Origin of the sequence: Haloarchaeobius amylolyticus, from assembly GCF_026616195.1 — an archaeon.
In the GTDB taxonomy this organism is placed as follows: Archaea; Halobacteriota; Halobacteria; order Halobacteriales; family Natrialbaceae; genus Haloarchaeobius; species Haloarchaeobius amylolyticus.
Window position 1 is genome coordinate 2,166,837 of record NZ_JANHDH010000001.1, and the last position, 15,124, is coordinate 2,181,960.

Consider the following 15,124-nt stretch of genomic DNA (forward strand, 5'->3'; position numbering starts at 1 on the left):
GGCGCTCTCGACCCATCGCGTCGGCTACAGGAACTCGTTGCAGCGGGCGCTTTTGCCCGTCCGGGCCCACGCCCCGAGCATGCCCGAGACAGCCATCGTCGCCGGCGTCGGTCCCTCCCTCGGCGAGGCCGTCGTCCGCGAGTTCGCCGACCGCGGCTGCACCGTCGGCGCCATCGCCCGCTCGACCGACTACCTGCACGACCTCGCGGACGAGGTCGACGGCGTGGTCCCGTTGCCCGCGGACATCACGGACCCCGAGGCGGTCGCGGCCGCGGTCGCCGACTTCCACGACGCGGCCGGCCCGGTCGAGTGCCTCGTCCTGAACGCCTTCTTCACCGATACCCGTCCCGGTGGCGTCCGCGAGGTCGACCTCGACACCCTCGTCGGCGACTGGGAGGTGAACGTCTACGGCGCGGTCGCCTGCGTGAAGGCCTGCCTGGACGACCTCGCGGACCGGCGGGGGACCGTCGTGTTCACCGGGTCGCCGTACGCCCACCGCCCGACCGGGGACAGCCTCGCCTGGGACTCGACCACCCCCGCGGTCCACGGGCTCGCCGGCTCGCTGGCGCGCGACCTCGCCCCGGCGGTCCACGTCGCCTACGCCGTCGTCGACGGCGGCATCGGGACCGCGAGCGGGGCCCTCGACCCTCGCCACGTCGCACAGGAGTACTGGCACCTCGCCGAGCAACCGCCGGACGCCCGGACGTTCGAACTCGACCTGCGGCCCACCGAGGAGTCCGTCCGGACGTAGGGGTCGGTCGACGAACCGACCCTGACGACGAATGCCGCACCCGAAACGGGAGCCTTGCCGTGGCTGGTCCGAGTCCGCGGTTCCGGCGTCGAGAACGACCCTGAAGAAGAGGTTCCGGTTGGCTTCGACTGCAGCTACGCCTCGTCCTCCTCGAGCAGGCGCGCGACCATCTCGTCGGGGTCGAACCGTTCGAGGTCGTCGTAGTCCTGGCCCACCCCGAGGAAGAGGATGGGCTTGCCCGTGACGTGGGCGATGGAGATGGCCGCGCCGCCGTTGGAGTCGGCGTCGGCCTTCGTGAGGATGGCGCCGTCGATGGCGGCCGCCTCGTTGAACTTCTTCGCGCGCTGGACCGCGTCCTGACCGGCGACGGCCTCGTCGACGAAGAGGGTCATGTCCGGGCCGACGACACGGTCGATCTTCTCGAGCTGGTCCATCAGCCCCTCGTTCGTGTGCAGGCGACCGGCGGTGTCGCCCAGCACCACGTCGATGTCGTGGGCCTCGGCGTACTCGACGGCGTCGTAGATGACCGCCGCCGGGTCGCCGCCCTGTTCGTGGGCGATGAGCTTCGTGTCGAGGTTGTCGGCGTGCTGCTGTATCTGCTCGTTCGCGCCGGCACGGTAGGTGTCGCCGTTCGCCATGACCGACGAGAGCCCGCGCTCCTCGAAGTACTGCGAGAGCTTCGCGATGCTCGTCGTCTTCCCGACGCCGTTGACGCCGGTGAAGATGATGACGACGGGCTTGTCGGCCTCGGCGACGCGCGCATCGAAGTCGAACTGCCCGACCGAGATGACGTCGTACAGGGCGTCGGCGAGGGCCTCCTCGACGATGTCGCCCGTCGACTCGGTGAACTTCCGGCGCTCGCCGACGAGCTCCTCCTTGATGTTCTCGAGGATCTCCTCGGCGACGCTCATCTCCACGTCGGATTCGAGCAGCGCCATCTCGAGCTCCCAGAGCGGGTCCTCGAGGTCCTCCTCCTCGATGACGAACTTGCCCGTGGCGGCCGCCTTCAGTTTGGAGCCGAAGCCGGTCGAGTTGTTGCCCGACGCTTCCTGCTCCGCCTCGCGGGGGTCGGCCTCGGGGACCGACTCCTCGGCGTCGCCGGCGTCGTCGACGGGCTCGGCGGCCGGCTCCTCGGGTTCGGCCTCGGGGTCGCTGTCGACTGCGGCGGACGCCTCCGCAGCCGCCGGGTCGGTTGACGCCTCGGGTCGGGCCGCAGCCACGTCCTCCGCGGCTGCCGCCTCCGCCTCGGCTTCGGGTTCCTCCGCCTCGGCCGCTTCGGCCTTCTCGTCGGCCGTCTCCTCGACGTCCTTGCGGAAGCTACCCAGTTTCTCCTTCAGGTTGTCGAACATCGATATCGGTTACTCGTCGTCGCCTTCTTCCTCTTCCGCCTGCTGTTGCATCTGCTGCATCTGCTGTTGCATCTGCTGTTGCTGCATCTGCTGGACCTGGGCCTCGATCTCGTCGCTCTCGTCCTCGAGCTCGTCGATCTCCTCTTCGAGCTCGTCGATGTAGTCGTCGAGCGACTCCTGCTTGTTCTCGAGGGTCTCGATGGCACCGTCGCGGTCGCGCTCTGCGGCGTAGCCGCCGCCGAGGCCGACGATGATCTCGTCGATGTCCTGGACCTCGGCGCGGACGTAGGCGTCGCCGCCGAGGGGGACCTGCACGATGGACTCGGACTCGAGGGTGTTCAGCGCCTCGATGGCCTCGTCGATCTCCGTCTTCTCCTCGCGGACCTCCTCGATCTCCTCTTCGATCTCCTCGATCTCGGCCTGGATCGCCTGCATCTCCTGCTGGAGCTGCTGGGCCTGCCCGCCACCACCGCCCATCATTGTGCCTCGACCTCCGAGATCTCGACCTGCGTACGCTTGACGTTGTGCTTGCTCCCGAAGTTCGCGTAGGTGTGCTCGCGTGCGACGTTCTCGTTCGCTGCCTCGATTGTCGTCTCGAACGGGCTCGGCCCGTGACGCGTCTCGAACGTCCCGCGGATAGTAAACTGACTCATGCCCGAGAGTGCGGGAGCGAGATGGAAGAATCTTCCCTTCTGGACTGCCACGGCTCGTGACCGGTTCACACATGGCTCTGCCGTGACACCTGACTGTACGGCGTGACGGTCGTGAAGAAGACAGGTCGACCGGATACGGGACTCAGTCGATGAGACCGAGTGCGTCCTCGATGCGACCCAGCTCGGGCCCGGTCGTGTCCTCGCCGGCGACGTAGCCGTTGTCGTTGACGACCAGCCCGGAGCCGACGAGCGGCGCACCGTAGTTGATGGTGCCCACGTCGGCGGGGACGCCGAGGAGGTCCTCGAGGTAGTCGAGTTCGGCGTCGGTCGACTTGGGGTGACAGAGCACCCCGTTGTTCGTCGCGACGGCGGCGGTCCCGACCGTGCGGACCCCGGCGAGGTCGCCGCGTTCGGTGGGCACCCCGAGGGTGTCCTCGACGACGGCGACGGCCTCGTCGGAGAGTTCCGGGTGGACGTACGCCCCGGTGTCGTTGGCGAGCACGATGTTGCCGGCGGCGTTGCGCCGCCCGGGGAGTTCGCCGATGGGGAGGTCGACGACCTCGGCGATGCGGTCGCGCTCGCGCTGCGTGACGCGGCTCGACACGACGAGCCCGTTGGAGTTACCGGCGGCTAGCGCGCCGACGGTGGACGAACCGGCGATCGTCGTCGGGATTGCGGGCACCTCGAGTTCGTCGGCCATGGCCTCCTGGACGGACGATTCGATGTCTGGACGGCAGAGGAGACATTCGTTCGTCGCCCGCGCGAAGACGCCGACGTACGGTGACCCGGCGAACGCGGTACGGAGCAACGTTACTCCGCGTGTTCGGCTTCCACGACGGCCTCGCCTTCCTCGTCGAAGCGGGCGGCACGGACGCGGAGCTTGCTCGGGGGCTTCTTCCGGCCGCGCGACCAGACCGCTTCGTTGATGGAGGGGTCGAGTCGGACCGCGTCCTCGTCGACCTTGAAGTGCTGTGCGAGGTGCTCGCGGATGAGCGTCATCGCCTTGTCTGCACGCTTGTGCTTCGCTTCTGCGTTCACGTCGCGGAGCGGGACGGTGACGACGCGCTCCTCGAAATCACTGGAACTCATTATTCGTCGGTGTCGTTACGTCGCCAGTTGCGGCGCTTGTAGTTCCGCTGGACTTCCATGTCGGTCTTGAGCATGACCCACGCCGGCACGCGACTGTTCTGTCGCTCGAGCTTGGCGAGGCGCTTTTTCTTGGCCTTCGATTTCTTACCCATAGTGGCCGGAAGTACCTCTGCCGAGTTTAAAATGTTGTTCTTTTCTGTCGCTCGGGGCTGGCACTAGCTGTCTTGGCCAGAGGGTTTCCCGTCTCCTGTTCGTACCGCCGCCCACGATGACCGAAGCCAGCCGTCACGACCAGCGGACGCGTCGAACCGTCCTGACGAGCGTGGCCGCGACACTCGGGTCGGCCGCCGTCGGGACCGCCGCCGCGACGGGCGGCAGCGGCGCCGAGACGACCACCACCGGGTCCACGTCCGGTGGCGGGTCGGGGATCCGTCGCGAGATGGCGTTCGAGGCGCCCGAGGACTTCGAGGGGGACTACGTCGGGAACTACCTCGTGATCGCCGACGAGGTCACGAGCGAGGTGGACACGAGCGCGGTCGAGCAGTGCGGGCTCACCTCGTGGGACCCGTCGAACACCGTCGTCTACGAGGCGGTGCTCTCGAAGAAACTCGCCACCGACCCGCCGGGTGCCGAGGTCCGGATTCTCACGAACGGCGAGAAGGACCACCTCGAGGCCGGTTCCGTCTTCATCGTCAGCGACGCCGAGACCTGCGGGAACGGGTACGTCGGCGTCGACACCGAGGCCGTCTCCGAGGCGCGCATCCCCGAGGGGACGGAGACGACCGCCCCGCCGTCGGGCGACGAGAGCGGGAGCGCGCTCCCCGGCTTCGAGACCCCCGGTGCCGTGGCCGGCATCGCGAGCCTGCTCGCCCTCGCCAGGTGGCGGGCCGAGGACTGACGCGGGCGTACTCAGAGCCGGAACCGCTCGACGGTCCGGTACTCCGGGCCGTCGGGTGTGAGGACGCTCTCGGTCAGGCGGACCTCCTCGACCTGCATCGACCCCGCCTCGGGGTCGTTGTCCCTGACACACGCCTGGACCGTCTCCTTGCCGCCGGCGTGCTCCATCCGGGCGAGCGTGACGTGGGGGGTGAACTCGTGTGACTCCGGGGAGAACCCGATGGCGGTCGTCTCGGCCTCGATGCCCTCGTGCAGGGTCGTCATCTCGTCGGCGCCGTCGCGGACGCCGAGCCACAGGACGTTGATGTAATCGAGCGAGGGGAAGACGCCGAGGCCGCCGAAGGTCGCCTCGAACGGGGGGACTTCGGCGTCTCGCACGCCCGCCTCGACGGCCTCCTCGACGGCCGGCAGGCGGGCCTTGCTCACCTCCCCGAGGAACTTCAGCGTGACGTGGGCCTGCGTCGGGTCGACGAACTTCAGTCCCGTCGCCTCCTCGAAGCAGTCCTGGAGCGCCTCGACGTCCTCGGCGATGTCGTCGGGGAGGTCGATACTGACAAACAGTCGCATGCTATTGGTGACGGTACTCTGGAACTTGAATGTACCTTCCGTTCAAACCGACAGACAGCGCAGGGTTCATTGCCTGCTCAGGGACGCGGATGGCACCCCGGCCGGCCCGGGTGCTGGCGGGGGCGGTATATGACGTTTCCGGGTGTCGCAACCCTTACCCGTGTTCACGGCCAAGCGCGACCTATGACTGACCGCGAGCGAGACCACAAGTTCTCGGAGGGCCAGGGGTTCTCGGACCCGTACGACGAGTTCGACCTCGACCCGCCCGAACTCGGCGTCGACCCGACGAAGGTCGACCCCGTCGACTCGCGCGTCCTGACGGACATGCTGGACCAGCGTAACGTCGACGCGGACTCGGTCGACGCCGACGAACTCATCGACGTCGGCCTGAACTACATGGGTATCAACCGCCACGAACAGGCCGCCGACACCTTCGAGCGTGCCGCCCGGTTCGCCGAGGACGAGGGCACGAAGCAGGAGGGCTGGGTGAACAAGGGCGTCGCCCACGCCGAGATGGAGGAGTGGGACGAGGCCATCGGCGCCTACCAGGAGGCGCTCCACATCGACGACGAGGGGCAGTTCGCCGCCGACGCCGAGACGAACCTCGCGTACGCGCTCTGGGAGTCCGGCGACGTCTCCCGGGCGCTCGAACACGCCGAGCGCGCCGTCGAACTCGACGCACGCTCGGCCCAGGCGTGGTACAACCGCGGGTTCTTCCTGCTCGAACGCGGCCTCGCCGAGGACGCGCTCAACGCGCTCGACAACGCCATCCGCCTCGGGATGCGCACCGCCGACGTGCTCGGCGAGAAGGCCCGTGCGCTCGAGGAACTCGGGCGTGACGAGGAGGCCGAGGAGGTCGCCGAGGAGGCCGAGGAGATCCGCAAGCGACGCGAAGAGGAACTGGTCGATGATCGTTAACGAGCGACAGACCGAGGAGGGCCTGCTCGTCTCCGTCTGCGACCCGGACGTCATGGGCGAGACGTTCGAGGAGGGCCCGGTGTCGCTCACGGTCTCCGAGGAGTTCTACGGCGGCGAAGACCGCGACGAGGACGCGGTCCTCGACAGTCTTCGACGCGCGACCGTCGCGAACATCGTCGGCAAGCGCTCGGTGGACGTGGCCGTCGAGGCGGGTATCATCGACGAGGAGGCCGTCCTCGCGGTCGAGGACACGCTCCACGCACAGCTCTTGCGACTCGGCTGAGCGCACCCGGTCTGTTACTGCCGGCGCGGCCGTTTCTCGAACACGTCGTCGGCGGGGTCCTCCGCCTGCTTGCGGAACACCACCAGGTAGCCGACGGCGAGGCTCAGGAGGAACTCCGACTCGACGAGCAGCGAGTCGGCGGAGTGAGCCGTGGTGAACAGCACGGTCGGTGCCACGAGTACCGTGAACACGACGACCGTGACGAGCCACGCGTCGAAGAGTCGGCGCATGGGGGGACGTGACTCACCCGGTCGATAAAAATCCGCCGTCTCTTCTCAGCGCACGATAGCTGTCCGACAGGTCCCACACAGTAACGTCCGCTTCCTGTCGATATCGGTCGGGGTGGGAGCTGCGCCCATCGGACAGCCGTCGGTCTTGCACCGGTCGAGACCGAACATCCCGCCGACGGCGTGGATGGCCTCTTTCCGGACACGGTCTTCGAAGACTGCCCTGGTCGCGCCGGGGCCGAGGTCATCGTCGATGTCCTCGCGCAGTCGGTTCGTAGAGAGCACCGAGCCCCCGCCGTCGCTGGCGCTCGCGGTGAAGACGTAGTTCCGCTGTCGGAGGTACAGGTCCACGTCGGTCAGCGCGAGGTTCTTGCTGCCGGGGCCGACCGTCCACGCGAGGTGCACCAGTTCCTCGGCCTCGTACTGGTCGCGTTCCGGGTCGTACCCGTCCTCGGGGAGCGGCCGCGGTTCGGTGACGCCCACGTCGCAGTCGTAGACCGCCTGGATCACCTCGACTGCTCCCCGTCTGGCCCGGGTCGACACGTCACCGAGGGGGACGATGGCGACCTGGGGCTCCCGGACCCGGGAGTTCTCCGTCGTCGTCTCTGCTCTGCGGTCGGGCCGCGCCGTCTCGGGCGCTGGGCTCTCACCTCCCGTGAGCGCCCCAAGCACCCGTCCCAACACGCCGTCGCGGCCACCGCCTGTGAACTCGTACACTCCGACCATCACCGACCTGTTGTCGCACGGAGACATTAACCGTGGTCCGTTCCGGGGGCCGCGGCACCCGGCCGTGCCCGGTTCCTCGACCACCGCCGACCCTCCTGTGATACCACCGACAGGCACGTCCTGTACCGAAGGACAGTTGGGGCTCTGGCCCCGAGGGACCAGCAATGAGTACACAGACGACCGACCCCCTCGACGTCGAGCGCATCCGGCAGGACTTCCCCATCCTCCAGCGGGAGTTCGACGGGACGGACCTCGTCTACCTCGACAACGCGGCGACGACCCAGACCCCCGAGCCGGTCGTCGACACCATCGTCGACTACTACCACGGCTACAACGCGAACGTCCACCGCGGCATCCACACCCTGAGCCAGGAGGCCTCCATCGCCTACGAGGACGCCCACGACCGCGTCGCCGAGTTCATCGGTGCCTCCGGCGAGCGCGAGGAGGTCGTCTTCACGAAGAACACGACCGAGAGCATGAACCTCGTCGCCTACGCCTGGGGCCTGAACGAACTCGGTCCCGGCGACGAGGTCGTGCTGACCGAGATGGAACACCACGCCTCGCTGGTCACCTGGCAGCAGGTCGCGAAGAAGACCGGCGCCGAGGTGAAGTACATCCCCATCGACGAGTCCGGCCAGCTCGACATGGACGCGGCGGCCGACCTCATCACCGACGACACCGAGATGGTCTCGGTCGTCCACGTCTCGAACACGCTCGGGACCGTCAACCCCGTCGCCGACCTCGCCGACCTCGCCCACGACCACGACGCCCTCGCGTTCATCGACGGTGCACAGGCCGTCCCGACGCGCCCGGTCGACGTCGAGGCCATCGACGCCGACTTCTACGCCTTCTCCGGCCACAAGATGTGCGGCCCGACCGGCATCGGCGTCCTCTACGGCAAGAAGCACCTCCTCGAGGAGATGGAGCCGTACCTCTACGGCGGCGAGATGATCAAGAAGGTCACCTACGAGGAGTCGAAGTGGAACGACCTGCCCTGGAAGTTCGAGGCCGGCACGCCCAACATCTCGCAGGGCATCGCCCTCCACGCCGCCATCGACTACCTCGACGACATCGGGATGGAGCGCGTGCAGGCCCACGAGGAGATGCTGGCCGAGTACGCCTACGACCGCCTCTCCGAGTACGACGACGTCGAGATCTACGGCCCGACGCCCGAGCAGGGCCGCGGCGGCCTCGTCGCGTTCAACCTCGACACGGTCCACGCCCACGACCTCTCCTCCATCGTGAACGACTACGGCGTGGCCATCCGGGCCGGCGACCACTGCACCCAGCCCCTGCACGACAAGCTCGGCGTCGCCGCCAGCGCCCGCGCCTCGTTCTACATCTACAACACCCGCGAAGAGGTCGACGCGCTGGTCGAGTCCCTCGACGAGGCGCGCCAGCTGTTCGCCTAGGGACACCACAACCGTTTTTCCGGTCGGTCGTACTCGACACCACATGGACCAGACCGCCCTCCGCGACCGCGCCCGCACCTACTTCGGCGGGCTCTCGCCGACCCACGACTGGCACCACGTCCAGCGCGTCGTCGCCAACGCCGAGCGACTCGCCGAAGACGCCGAGCAGCCGGTGGACGAGGACGTGCTTCTGGCAGCCGCCTGGCTCCACGACATCGGCCGCAAGCGCGAGGCACAGGGGGATATCGACTGTCACGCCGAGTGGGGTGCCGCGGAAGCACGCGACATCCTCGCCGAGTTCGAGGTTCCCGAGGCGACCCGGGACGCCGTCGCCCACTGCATCCGCGCCCACCGGTTCTCGAACGACGTCGAACCAGCGAGTCTCGAGGCCAGACTCCTCTCCGACGCCGACAACCTCGACGCCATCGGCGCGGTCGGGCTCGCCCGGACCTTCGCCCACACCGGCGAACTCGCCCAGCCCATCCACGACCCGGACCTATCACCAGAACAGGACGATTCCGCGGCCGGCCAGACGGCCCTCAACCACGTCCACAAGAAGCTCCTCGAACTCGAATCGCGGATGTACACGGACGCCGGGAAGACGGCCGCTGCAGACCGTCACGACTTCCTGGAGACCTTCGTCGACCGCTTCGAGGCCGAGGTCGCTGGCGAGCGCTGATACCTCAGCGCTGCGAAAGCAATACCCGTTTGCATCACTTCTCTAGGGTATGGACGACACGCTCGAACGACACCTCATGGCGGTGCAGTTCCTGCTGCTGGGACTGCTCGTCATCACGTTCGCCCGGTTCGTCGAGGGCCTGTCGACCGCGGGGTTCGGGGCGGTCGACGCGCTCGCGTTCATCGGGGCGGTCGTCGGGGTGGCCGGCATGCTGGGGGCGCACTGGCGAGGGGAGGAAGACCAAGAAGACGCGGAGCCTGCAGGGGAGACCGTGCAGGGTGACGGCGGGTCGGATATCGAAACAGGCGACGCGGCCGACGTGACAGGCACACCGGACCCGGAGGCCGGGACAGCGGCGGCGGAGCCGCGGGCCGAGCAGGTCGGCGAACCGGCGACTGCGGAGCCGACGGCTGCGGAGCCAGCGACGGCCGACCGGACGCCGGTCCGGTCGCGGCGGGAACCACTGGCAGAGCCCGGTATCCGGCCCCGCCGACGGGCCGACGACGCGGAGCGACAGACGAAGTCGGAGCTGATTCCGACCACCGAGATCGACCCGGCGGCGACCTCACAGTACGACCCGGTCGGGCGAGCGACCATCGACCCGGCGACGCGGCCCGACGAGGACCCGGTCTGAGCCGCCCCGGACTACTCCTGCTGGCGACCGAACAACCGCGCCAGCCCCAGCGACGCGCCGACGGCCGTGACCGCCGCGCCGACGCCGAAGCCGGGGACGGCGCTCTCGCCGTCGGTCGAGTCGTCGGGACCGGTCGTCGTTTCGCCGCCGGCACTGACGGTCGTCCCGGCGCCTGACCCGCCGGACTGGTCGGTCCCGCCGCCGCCAGGGTCTCCGTCCCCGTCTTCGCCAGTCGCCTTCGTGGCGGGACTCGGCCGTGGCTCCATGAGGGGCGCGGGCTCGCCGCCGCTTTCGGGCTCGGGGAAGAGATACAGGGCCGCCCCCTCCCCGGTTCGGCGGGCCTCCTGGTCGTTGCTGGGGTTCGCGTGACTCGCCCCGAGGAACCCCTCGTGGAGCGGTTTCGCGGTCCAGAACGACGCCGCGGTGTCGTCGCGCCACGCGCCGAGCACCTGCGGGGCGGCCCGGTCGGACACGTCGTACACCGCGACCCCGCCCGCGTACCACGAGGCGTAGAGGCGGTCGTTCCGGAGGCCGAAGTTGTGCGAGGTGGCGTTCGAGTCCGGCCCGGCGGGGCTCTGGATGATGCTCTCTCTGGTCGGCTCCTCGCCCATCGACCAGCACTCGATACCGCCCGGGCCGCCGTCGAGGTCGGTGTCCGGGCGGTCCCAGGCCTCCTTGCCGACGAAGACCGCGTCCGAATCGGCGTTCGGCTGGACGTAGTGGCTGTTCCCGGGGAGTTCGATGAACTCCGCGATGGAGCCACGGTCCAGCTCGGCGAGGTAGTTCGGGTCGAGCCCGCCCAGCCGGGCCAGCGCGGTCGGGGTCGCGGGGTCGCTCACGTCGACGACCCACGTCCCGGCGTCCCAGTACGCGACGTAGAGGGTGTCGCCCCGGGCGTAGAGGTCGTGACAGGAGAGGTAGTTCGAGCCGACGCGGGTCCAGATGTCCGCCTCCTGCGTCGCGGACCACGCTCCGACCTTCTCGGGGTCGTCGCCGGCGATGTCGTAGATGACCGCCGGCGAGCCCGGGGTGGTCCCGCCGGTGAGGTACACCCGGTCGCCATCGAGATGGCAGTTGTGGATGGCGTGGCTCGTCCCCTGGAAGGCGAGGCGCTCCGGCGTCGCGGGGTCCGACACGTCGTAGAGGAAGAACCCGACGAGGTCGTCGCTCCCGCCGGCGTTCGGCCCGGCGACGACGAGCCGGTCGTCGTCGTACTTCACGTCGTAGATCCGCTGCATCGGCCCCGCGTCCTCGTGGGTGAGGTCGCGTTCCTCGGCGAGCAGTTCGGGGTTCGCGGGGTCGCTCACGTCGACGATGGCGAAGCCGTCGCGGACGGCACAGAAGACGGTCTCGCCCGCCTCGTCGGTGACGGCCTCGGCGAGGCCGGGGAGGTCGAGGGTCGCGGTCGGTTCGAGCGTGGGCGGGTCGGTCGGGCCGGACCGGGTGCTCGCCGCGGGGCTCGCGGCGGCCGGGTTCCCGGCGATGGCGGTCGCTGCGGTGCCGACGACGCCGGTGAGGAGGGTGCGGCGGTCCAGGGCGGGACCGCCCGGGTTGTGGAGGACCATACCGAAAAGTGACAGTATCACTCCTCATAGGTATTTATCAAAGACCTGTTTTAGTTAGCTCAGCCCCCCGGCCCACCCGACACAGCCGATGCGACGGAGTCTCACACCCCTGCGGAACGTTTTTCCGGCGGACTACCCTACCAGCCCACAACAATGGGAATGGGCTCGGACATGTACAGACAGCAGATCCTCGACCACTACAAGAACCCGCGCAACTACGGGGAACTCGAGGATGCGACGTTCACCCACGTCGGGGAGAACCCGATGTGCGGTGACGAGATCCGGATGGACGTGAAACTCGACGAGGACGAGGAGACCATCGCCGCGGTGGCGTTCAGGGGCGACGGCTGTGCCATCTCCCAGGCCTCCGCGAGCATGCTCTCGGGCAAGCTCCGCGGGAAGACCCTCGACGAACTCGCCGAGATGGACCGCGACGACGTGGTCGACATGCTCGGCGTGGACATCTCGCCGATGCGCATCAAGTGCGCCGTCCTCGCCGAGAAGGTCGCACAGGACGGGGCCGAGATCTACCTCGGTGAGAAAGATCTGGACAAGACGACGACCGAAGAAGACGACGACTGAGCGTCTCTTTCTGTTCTGTTGTTCTGTTCTGCTGTTGGGCTCAGGAGCGCTGCCGCGCTTTCGAGAGACGCCGAAGCGATGATTCGCCGTCGAAGCAGGCCCGGCCGTCAGCCGCGCAGAAGAGGGGGGTCCGTGGCGTGGGCCGTCATTCGTGGACGGCGTTCTCGTGGCCGCTCCCGCGGCCGAGTGCCTTCGCCAGGGCGAGCAGGTAGCCCAGGCCCTGCTTGACCTCGGGGTCCCTGGTGGCCTTCGCGAGGCCGATGACCCCCACGGGCTCTGACTCCTCGACGCTGGCGTCACCGACCGCGTCGAGCATGCGTTCCAGCCCGCGGACCGTGTCGGGCTCGGCGGCGGTGTCGGCGAGTTCGCCGAGGCTGCTGCCGGTCTTCGCGAGGCGCATGACCATGTCGTCGTCGACTGCGCCGTTCATGAGCGCGAGCAGGTCGGCCATCGCCGCGAGGTCGTCGAGGGTGCCGTTGCGCTGGAGTTCGGAGATGGTCTCGACGGCGGCGGCGAGGTCCTCGCCGTCGCGGCCGACCGCCTCGGCGAGCCGGACCGTCTCCGGGGTCGCCACCGCGTCGGCCGACTCCGCCAGCGTGGAGCCGGTCTTCGCGAGGCGCATCACCATCTCGTCGTCCATCGCGCTCGTGCCGAGTTCGAGCACGTCGAGCAACTCGTTCACCGCGTCGAGCCGCGAGACGAACTCGGCGACGGCCTCGGGGTTCTCCTCGATGGCCGCCGTGAGTTCCTCGGGTTCGATCTGCTGGGGTGCTTCCGCCATCTCGCTCACCTCAGAGCAGCCCCCTGGCGGTGAGCCAGTAGGACTCGTTGTACGCGAGCTTCGCCCAGTGGACGGGGCGCGATTCGTCGCGGAGTTCCGGCGGGTGCTCGTAGTCGAACTCGACGAACGTCGCCTCGTTCATGCCTGCCTCGATGAAGCAGACGGTCTTCCCGTCGAACGTCGCGGTCGGGAGCTGGCCCCGCACCTTGCTGGTGATGCGGTCCGCGATGACGTCGGCCTCGTAGTGGGCGACGGAGCCGGCCTTGCTGGTCGGCACGTCCGCGGCGTCGCCCATGGCGAAGACGTCCTCGGCGTGGTCGGCCTCGAGGGTGTGCTTGTCCACCTCGACCCAGCCGTCGTCGCCGAGGCCCGAGCCCGCGATGAGGTCGTCGCCGTCGTGGGGCGGGATGGCCACGAGCAGGTCGTAGTCCAGCTCCTCGCCCTCCATCGACCGGAGGACCTTCGCCTCGGGGTCGACCTCCTCCGCGTTGAAGAAGGTCATCGCGTCGATGTCGCGCTCGGCGAACCGGGGCTCCATCCAGTTCGACACGGATTCGAGGCCGTGCAGGCGCTGGATGGGGTAGGTGTACGTGATGTCCACCTGGTCGCGGATACCGCGCTCCCTGAACCACTCGTCGGCCATGAGCACGAACTCGACCGGCGCGGCCGGGCACATGTGCGGGACGCCGACGACGCTCAGCACGAGGTGGCCCTCCTCGAAGTCCGCGAGCGCGTCGCGGAGCCGCTCTGCGCCCTCGCCGCCGTAGAAGTGGTGGCCGCCCTCCACGAGGCCGGGCACCTCCTCGGGAACCAGTTTCGCGCCGGTCGCGACGACGAGGTAGTCGTAGGACAGCGTGCCGGCGCCGTCCTGCAGGTCGAGGGTCTTCGCGTCGGTGTCGATACCGACGACGCGGTTGATCTCCAGGTTGACCCGCCGGTCGACGAGGTCGGCCAGGGGCCGGACCGCGTCGTCGGCGGTCTTCTTGCCGAACGGGACGTACAGGAACGTCGGCTTGTAGACGTGGTCGGGGGAGTCGTTGACGAGCGTCACCTCGACCTCGCCGGCCGCGACCTCGCGCTCGAGGTCCTCGACGAGCCGGTTGGCGAGGACGGTGCCGCCGGTGCCTCCCCCGACGATGACGATGTCGGTCATGGTTCAGGCCTTCTCGACGTACATGCTCCAGTAGTCGTCGTGCTCGACGGTCTCCAGCAGGTCGTGGCCGGCCTTCTCGACCCACTCGGGGACGTCCGAGACCGAGCCGCGGTCGGACGTCTGGAGTTCGATGACCGTGCCGGGGTCGACCTTCTTTATCTTCCCGATGAGGTCCATCAGGGGGCCGGGGCAGCCGGAGCCGCGTGCGTCGATCGTTACGTCAGCAGTGAGTTGTTCGGACATGGGTGGATTGCTCGTGATTGGGGTGTCGTTGGTGGTCGGTGGGCGGTGCGGTGGCGGGCCGGCAGGCTCAGATGAAGATGACCTGCTTGTCGGCGGCCTTGCTCAGGAAGCCGGAGACGCCGAGTTCCCCGTCGAAGATGTCGACGTAGTCGGAGAGCTCGCGGCCCCACATCTCCATCGCCATCGTGCAGGCGTAGAGGTTCATCGGGCCCATCTCCTTGGCGTCACGGAACTGCTCCGTGAACAGGGGGATCTCGGTCTCCTCGCTGGTCAGCATGGCCTCCCCGAGGGGGCCGACGTTGAAGTCCTGCGTCTCGACGACCTCGTGTTCGAACGGGCGGAGCCCGTTCATCGTCACGAAGATGTCGACCGGGATGTCCGAGGCTGCCGCGATGGAGCTGATGATGCTCGCCGCCGTGATCTTCTCGAATTCGTCCGTCGCGATGACGATTGCATAGCCGTTCATGGTGAGTTCACAGATGGTAGTTGGTGCGAGACGGATATAGTCTTGTACTCAATTTCCAAGATTATGGGAACATACCTCTGTGCTATCTCGCCTCACTGTTCGACGGTAGGGGCCAAAAAAGCCGGGCTTGATTGCTTTGGCACCGTGAA

General features: G+C 68.3%; 21 protein-coding genes and 1 pseudogene. 8 read left to right on the top strand and 14 right to left on the bottom strand.

The annotated features are described in order from the left end of the window. Nucleotides 1–79 precede the first annotated feature (79 nt). Nucleotides 80–751: an SDR family NAD(P)-dependent oxidoreductase gene (locus NOV86_RS11190; protein WP_267641473.1), complete on the top strand. Its 672-nt coding sequence runs from the start codon at nt 80–82 to the stop codon at nt 749–751. A gap of 134 nt (nt 752–885) precedes the next feature. On the opposite strand, the gene ftsY is transcribed toward NOV86_RS11190, so the two are convergent. The 6 genes from ftsY to NOV86_RS11220 all read right to left on the bottom strand — a co-directional run bounded on the left by ftsY (nt 886) and on the right by NOV86_RS11220 (nt 3,994). Continuing rightward, nucleotides 886–2,100: a signal recognition particle-docking protein FtsY gene (ftsY, locus tag NOV86_RS11195; RefSeq protein WP_267641474.1), complete on the bottom strand. Its 1,215-nt coding sequence runs from the start codon at nt 2,098–2,100 to the stop codon at nt 886–888. A gap of 9 nt (nt 2,101–2,109) precedes the next feature. Then, complete coding sequence (gene pfdA, locus NOV86_RS11200) at nt 2,110–2,577, bottom strand: prefoldin subunit alpha (protein ID WP_368408765.1); 468 nt, start codon at nt 2,575–2,577, stop codon at nt 2,110–2,112. After that, on the bottom strand, nt 2,577–2,753 hold the full coding sequence (gene rpl18a, locus NOV86_RS11205; RefSeq protein WP_267641476.1) for a 50S ribosomal protein L18Ae: 177 nt from the start codon (nt 2,751–2,753) through the stop codon (nt 2,577–2,579). The genes pfdA and rpl18a overlap by 1 nt, the downstream gene beginning before the upstream one ends. 142 nt (nt 2,754–2,895) lie before the next feature. Continuing rightward, nucleotides 2,896–3,561 carry a translation initiation factor IF-6 gene (locus NOV86_RS11210; RefSeq protein ID WP_267641477.1) on the bottom strand — a complete coding sequence of 222 codons (666 nt, stop codon included), beginning with the start codon at nt 3,559–3,561 and terminating at the stop codon, nt 2,896–2,898. A gap of 2 nt (nt 3,562–3,563) precedes the next feature. Then, nucleotides 3,564–3,842: a 50S ribosomal protein L31e gene (locus tag NOV86_RS11215; protein ID WP_267641478.1), complete on the bottom strand. Its 279-nt coding sequence runs from the start codon at nt 3,840–3,842 to the stop codon at nt 3,564–3,566. Next, nucleotides 3,842–3,994, bottom strand: a complete 153-nt coding sequence (locus NOV86_RS11220; RefSeq protein ID WP_261649254.1) for a 50S ribosomal protein L39e — start codon at nt 3,992–3,994, stop codon at nt 3,842–3,844. The genes NOV86_RS11215 and NOV86_RS11220 overlap by 1 nt, the downstream gene beginning before the upstream one ends. Before the next feature lie 116 nt (nt 3,995–4,110). On the opposite strand from NOV86_RS11220, the gene NOV86_RS11225 reads away from it, so the two are divergent. Continuing rightward, complete coding sequence (locus tag NOV86_RS11225; protein WP_267641479.1) at nt 4,111–4,740, top strand: hypothetical protein; 630 nt, start codon at nt 4,111–4,113, stop codon at nt 4,738–4,740. A gap of 11 nt (nt 4,741–4,751) precedes the next feature. Here the strand turns inward: NOV86_RS11225 and thpR are convergent, their stop codons facing one another. Further along, nucleotides 4,752–5,306, bottom strand: a complete 555-nt coding sequence (thpR, locus tag NOV86_RS11230; RefSeq protein ID WP_267641480.1) for an RNA 2',3'-cyclic phosphodiesterase — start codon at nt 5,304–5,306, stop codon at nt 4,752–4,754. A 183-nt stretch (nt 5,307–5,489) separates the two neighbouring features. Here thpR and NOV86_RS11235 point away from each other — a divergent pair. Together NOV86_RS11235 and NOV86_RS11240 are read left to right on the top strand one after the other, a co-directional pair. Beyond that, nucleotides 5,490–6,221, top strand: a pseudogene (locus NOV86_RS11235) (tetratricopeptide repeat protein); the annotation flags it as partial. After that, entirely contained in the window at nt 6,214–6,507 is a 294-nt protein-coding gene (locus NOV86_RS11240) for a DUF424 domain-containing protein (protein WP_267641482.1), read from the top strand. The pseudogene NOV86_RS11235 and the gene NOV86_RS11240, both read left to right, overlap by 8 nt. 14 nt (nt 6,508–6,521) lie before the next feature. On the opposite strand, the gene NOV86_RS11245 is transcribed toward NOV86_RS11240, so the two are convergent. Both NOV86_RS11245 and NOV86_RS11250 read right to left on the bottom strand, forming a co-directional pair. After that, nucleotides 6,522–6,737 carry a hypothetical protein gene (locus NOV86_RS11245; protein ID WP_267641483.1) on the bottom strand — a complete coding sequence of 72 codons (216 nt, stop codon included), beginning with the start codon at nt 6,735–6,737 and terminating at the stop codon, nt 6,522–6,524. Nucleotides 6,738–6,782: 45 nt separating this feature from the next. Beyond that, nucleotides 6,783–7,460 (bottom strand): zinc metalloprotease, encoded by a 678-nt coding sequence (locus NOV86_RS11250; protein WP_267641484.1) that lies wholly within the window; start codon nt 7,458–7,460, stop codon nt 6,783–6,785. A gap of 164 nt (nt 7,461–7,624) precedes the next feature. Between NOV86_RS11250 and NOV86_RS11255 the strand changes: the two genes are divergently transcribed. From NOV86_RS11255 to NOV86_RS11265, 3 genes are read left to right on the top strand one after another with little or no spacing between them, the layout of a single operon-like run. After that, nucleotides 7,625–8,872 carry an aminotransferase class V-fold PLP-dependent enzyme gene (locus tag NOV86_RS11255; RefSeq protein WP_267641485.1) on the top strand — a complete coding sequence of 416 codons (1,248 nt, stop codon included), beginning with the start codon at nt 7,625–7,627 and terminating at the stop codon, nt 8,870–8,872. Between the two features lie 43 nt (nt 8,873–8,915). After that, complete coding sequence (locus NOV86_RS11260) at nt 8,916–9,551, top strand: HD domain-containing protein (protein WP_267641486.1); 636 nt, start codon at nt 8,916–8,918, stop codon at nt 9,549–9,551. A gap of 49 nt (nt 9,552–9,600) precedes the next feature. Further along, nucleotides 9,601–10,185 (top strand): hypothetical protein, encoded by a 585-nt coding sequence (locus NOV86_RS11265; RefSeq protein ID WP_267641487.1) that lies wholly within the window; start codon nt 9,601–9,603, stop codon nt 10,183–10,185. A gap of 11 nt (nt 10,186–10,196) precedes the next feature. On the opposite strand, the gene NOV86_RS11270 is transcribed toward NOV86_RS11265, so the two are convergent. Continuing rightward, nucleotides 10,197–11,750: an LVIVD repeat-containing protein gene (locus NOV86_RS11270; protein ID WP_267641488.1), complete on the bottom strand. Its 1,554-nt coding sequence runs from the start codon at nt 11,748–11,750 to the stop codon at nt 10,197–10,199. A 153-nt stretch (nt 11,751–11,903) separates the two neighbouring features. On the opposite strand from NOV86_RS11270, the gene sufU reads away from it, so the two are divergent. Continuing rightward, nucleotides 11,904–12,332, top strand: a complete 429-nt coding sequence (gene sufU, locus NOV86_RS11275) for a Fe-S cluster assembly sulfur transfer protein SufU (protein WP_267641489.1) — start codon at nt 11,904–11,906, stop codon at nt 12,330–12,332. A gap of 145 nt (nt 12,333–12,477) precedes the next feature. On the opposite strand, the gene NOV86_RS11280 is transcribed toward sufU, so the two are convergent. From NOV86_RS11280 to NOV86_RS11295, 4 genes are all read right to left on the bottom strand, one after another. Next, a complete protein-coding gene (locus NOV86_RS11280; RefSeq protein ID WP_267641490.1) occupies nt 12,478–13,113 on the bottom strand; it encodes a helical membrane plugin domain-containing protein in 636 nt (211 codons plus the stop codon). A 10-nt stretch (nt 13,114–13,123) separates the two neighbouring features. Further along, complete coding sequence (locus NOV86_RS11285) at nt 13,124–14,266, bottom strand: NAD(P)/FAD-dependent oxidoreductase (RefSeq protein ID WP_267641491.1); 1,143 nt, start codon at nt 14,264–14,266, stop codon at nt 13,124–13,126. Between the two features lie 3 nt (nt 14,267–14,269). After that, nucleotides 14,270–14,509: a sulfurtransferase TusA family protein gene (locus tag NOV86_RS11290; protein WP_267641492.1), complete on the bottom strand. Its 240-nt coding sequence runs from the start codon at nt 14,507–14,509 to the stop codon at nt 14,270–14,272. A gap of 67 nt (nt 14,510–14,576) precedes the next feature. Further along, entirely contained in the window at nt 14,577–14,975 is a 399-nt protein-coding gene (locus tag NOV86_RS11295) for a hypothetical protein (RefSeq protein WP_267641493.1), read from the bottom strand. Between the last annotated feature and the right edge of the window lie 149 nt (nt 14,976–15,124).

What these genes read in the sequence shown, in the direction of transcription:
- NOV86_RS11190 (WP_267641473.1), top strand. Translation starts at nt 80, where the DNA reads ATGCCCGAGACAGCCATCGTCGCCGGCGTCGGTCCCTCCCTCGGCGAG.
- ftsY (WP_267641474.1), bottom strand. Translation starts at nt 2,100, where the DNA reads ATGTTCGACAACCTGAAGGAGAAACTGGGTAGCTTCCGCAAGGACGTC.
- pfdA (WP_368408765.1), bottom strand. Translation starts at nt 2,577, where the DNA reads ATGGGCGGTGGTGGCGGGCAGGCCCAGCAGCTCCAGCAGGAGATGCAG.
- rpl18a (WP_267641476.1), bottom strand. Translation starts at nt 2,753, where the DNA reads ATGAGTCAGTTTACTATCCGCGGGACGTTCGAGACGCGTCACGGGCCG.
- NOV86_RS11215 (WP_267641478.1), bottom strand. Translation starts at nt 3,842, where the DNA reads ATGAGTTCCAGTGATTTCGAGGAGCGCGTCGTCACCGTCCCGCTCCGC.
- NOV86_RS11220 (WP_261649254.1), bottom strand. Translation starts at nt 3,994, where the DNA reads ATGGGTAAGAAATCGAAGGCCAAGAAAAAGCGCCTCGCCAAGCTCGAG.
- NOV86_RS11225 (WP_267641479.1), top strand. Translation starts at nt 4,111, where the DNA reads ATGACCGAAGCCAGCCGTCACGACCAGCGGACGCGTCGAACCGTCCTG.
- thpR (WP_267641480.1), bottom strand. Translation starts at nt 5,306, where the DNA reads ATGCGACTGTTTGTCAGTATCGACCTCCCCGACGACATCGCCGAGGAC.
- NOV86_RS11240 (WP_267641482.1), top strand. Translation starts at nt 6,214, where the DNA reads ATGATCGTTAACGAGCGACAGACCGAGGAGGGCCTGCTCGTCTCCGTC.
- NOV86_RS11245 (WP_267641483.1), bottom strand. Translation starts at nt 6,737, where the DNA reads ATGCGCCGACTCTTCGACGCGTGGCTCGTCACGGTCGTCGTGTTCACG.
- NOV86_RS11250 (WP_267641484.1), bottom strand. Translation starts at nt 7,460, where the DNA reads ATGGTCGGAGTGTACGAGTTCACAGGCGGTGGCCGCGACGGCGTGTTG.
- NOV86_RS11255 (WP_267641485.1), top strand. Translation starts at nt 7,625, where the DNA reads ATGAGTACACAGACGACCGACCCCCTCGACGTCGAGCGCATCCGGCAG.
- NOV86_RS11260 (WP_267641486.1), top strand. Translation starts at nt 8,916, where the DNA reads ATGGACCAGACCGCCCTCCGCGACCGCGCCCGCACCTACTTCGGCGGG.
- NOV86_RS11265 (WP_267641487.1), top strand. Translation starts at nt 9,601, where the DNA reads ATGGACGACACGCTCGAACGACACCTCATGGCGGTGCAGTTCCTGCTG.
- NOV86_RS11270 (WP_267641488.1), bottom strand. Translation starts at nt 11,750, where the DNA reads ATGGTCCTCCACAACCCGGGCGGTCCCGCCCTGGACCGCCGCACCCTC.
- sufU (WP_267641489.1), top strand. Translation starts at nt 11,904, where the DNA reads ATGGGAATGGGCTCGGACATGTACAGACAGCAGATCCTCGACCACTAC.
- NOV86_RS11280 (WP_267641490.1), bottom strand. Translation starts at nt 13,113, where the DNA reads ATGGCGGAAGCACCCCAGCAGATCGAACCCGAGGAACTCACGGCGGCC.
- NOV86_RS11285 (WP_267641491.1), bottom strand. Translation starts at nt 14,266, where the DNA reads ATGACCGACATCGTCATCGTCGGGGGAGGCACCGGCGGCACCGTCCTC.
- NOV86_RS11290 (WP_267641492.1), bottom strand. Translation starts at nt 14,509, where the DNA reads ATGTCCGAACAACTCACTGCTGACGTAACGATCGACGCACGCGGCTCC.
- NOV86_RS11295 (WP_267641493.1), bottom strand. Translation starts at nt 14,975, where the DNA reads ATGAACGGCTATGCAATCGTCATCGCGACGGACGAATTCGAGAAGATC.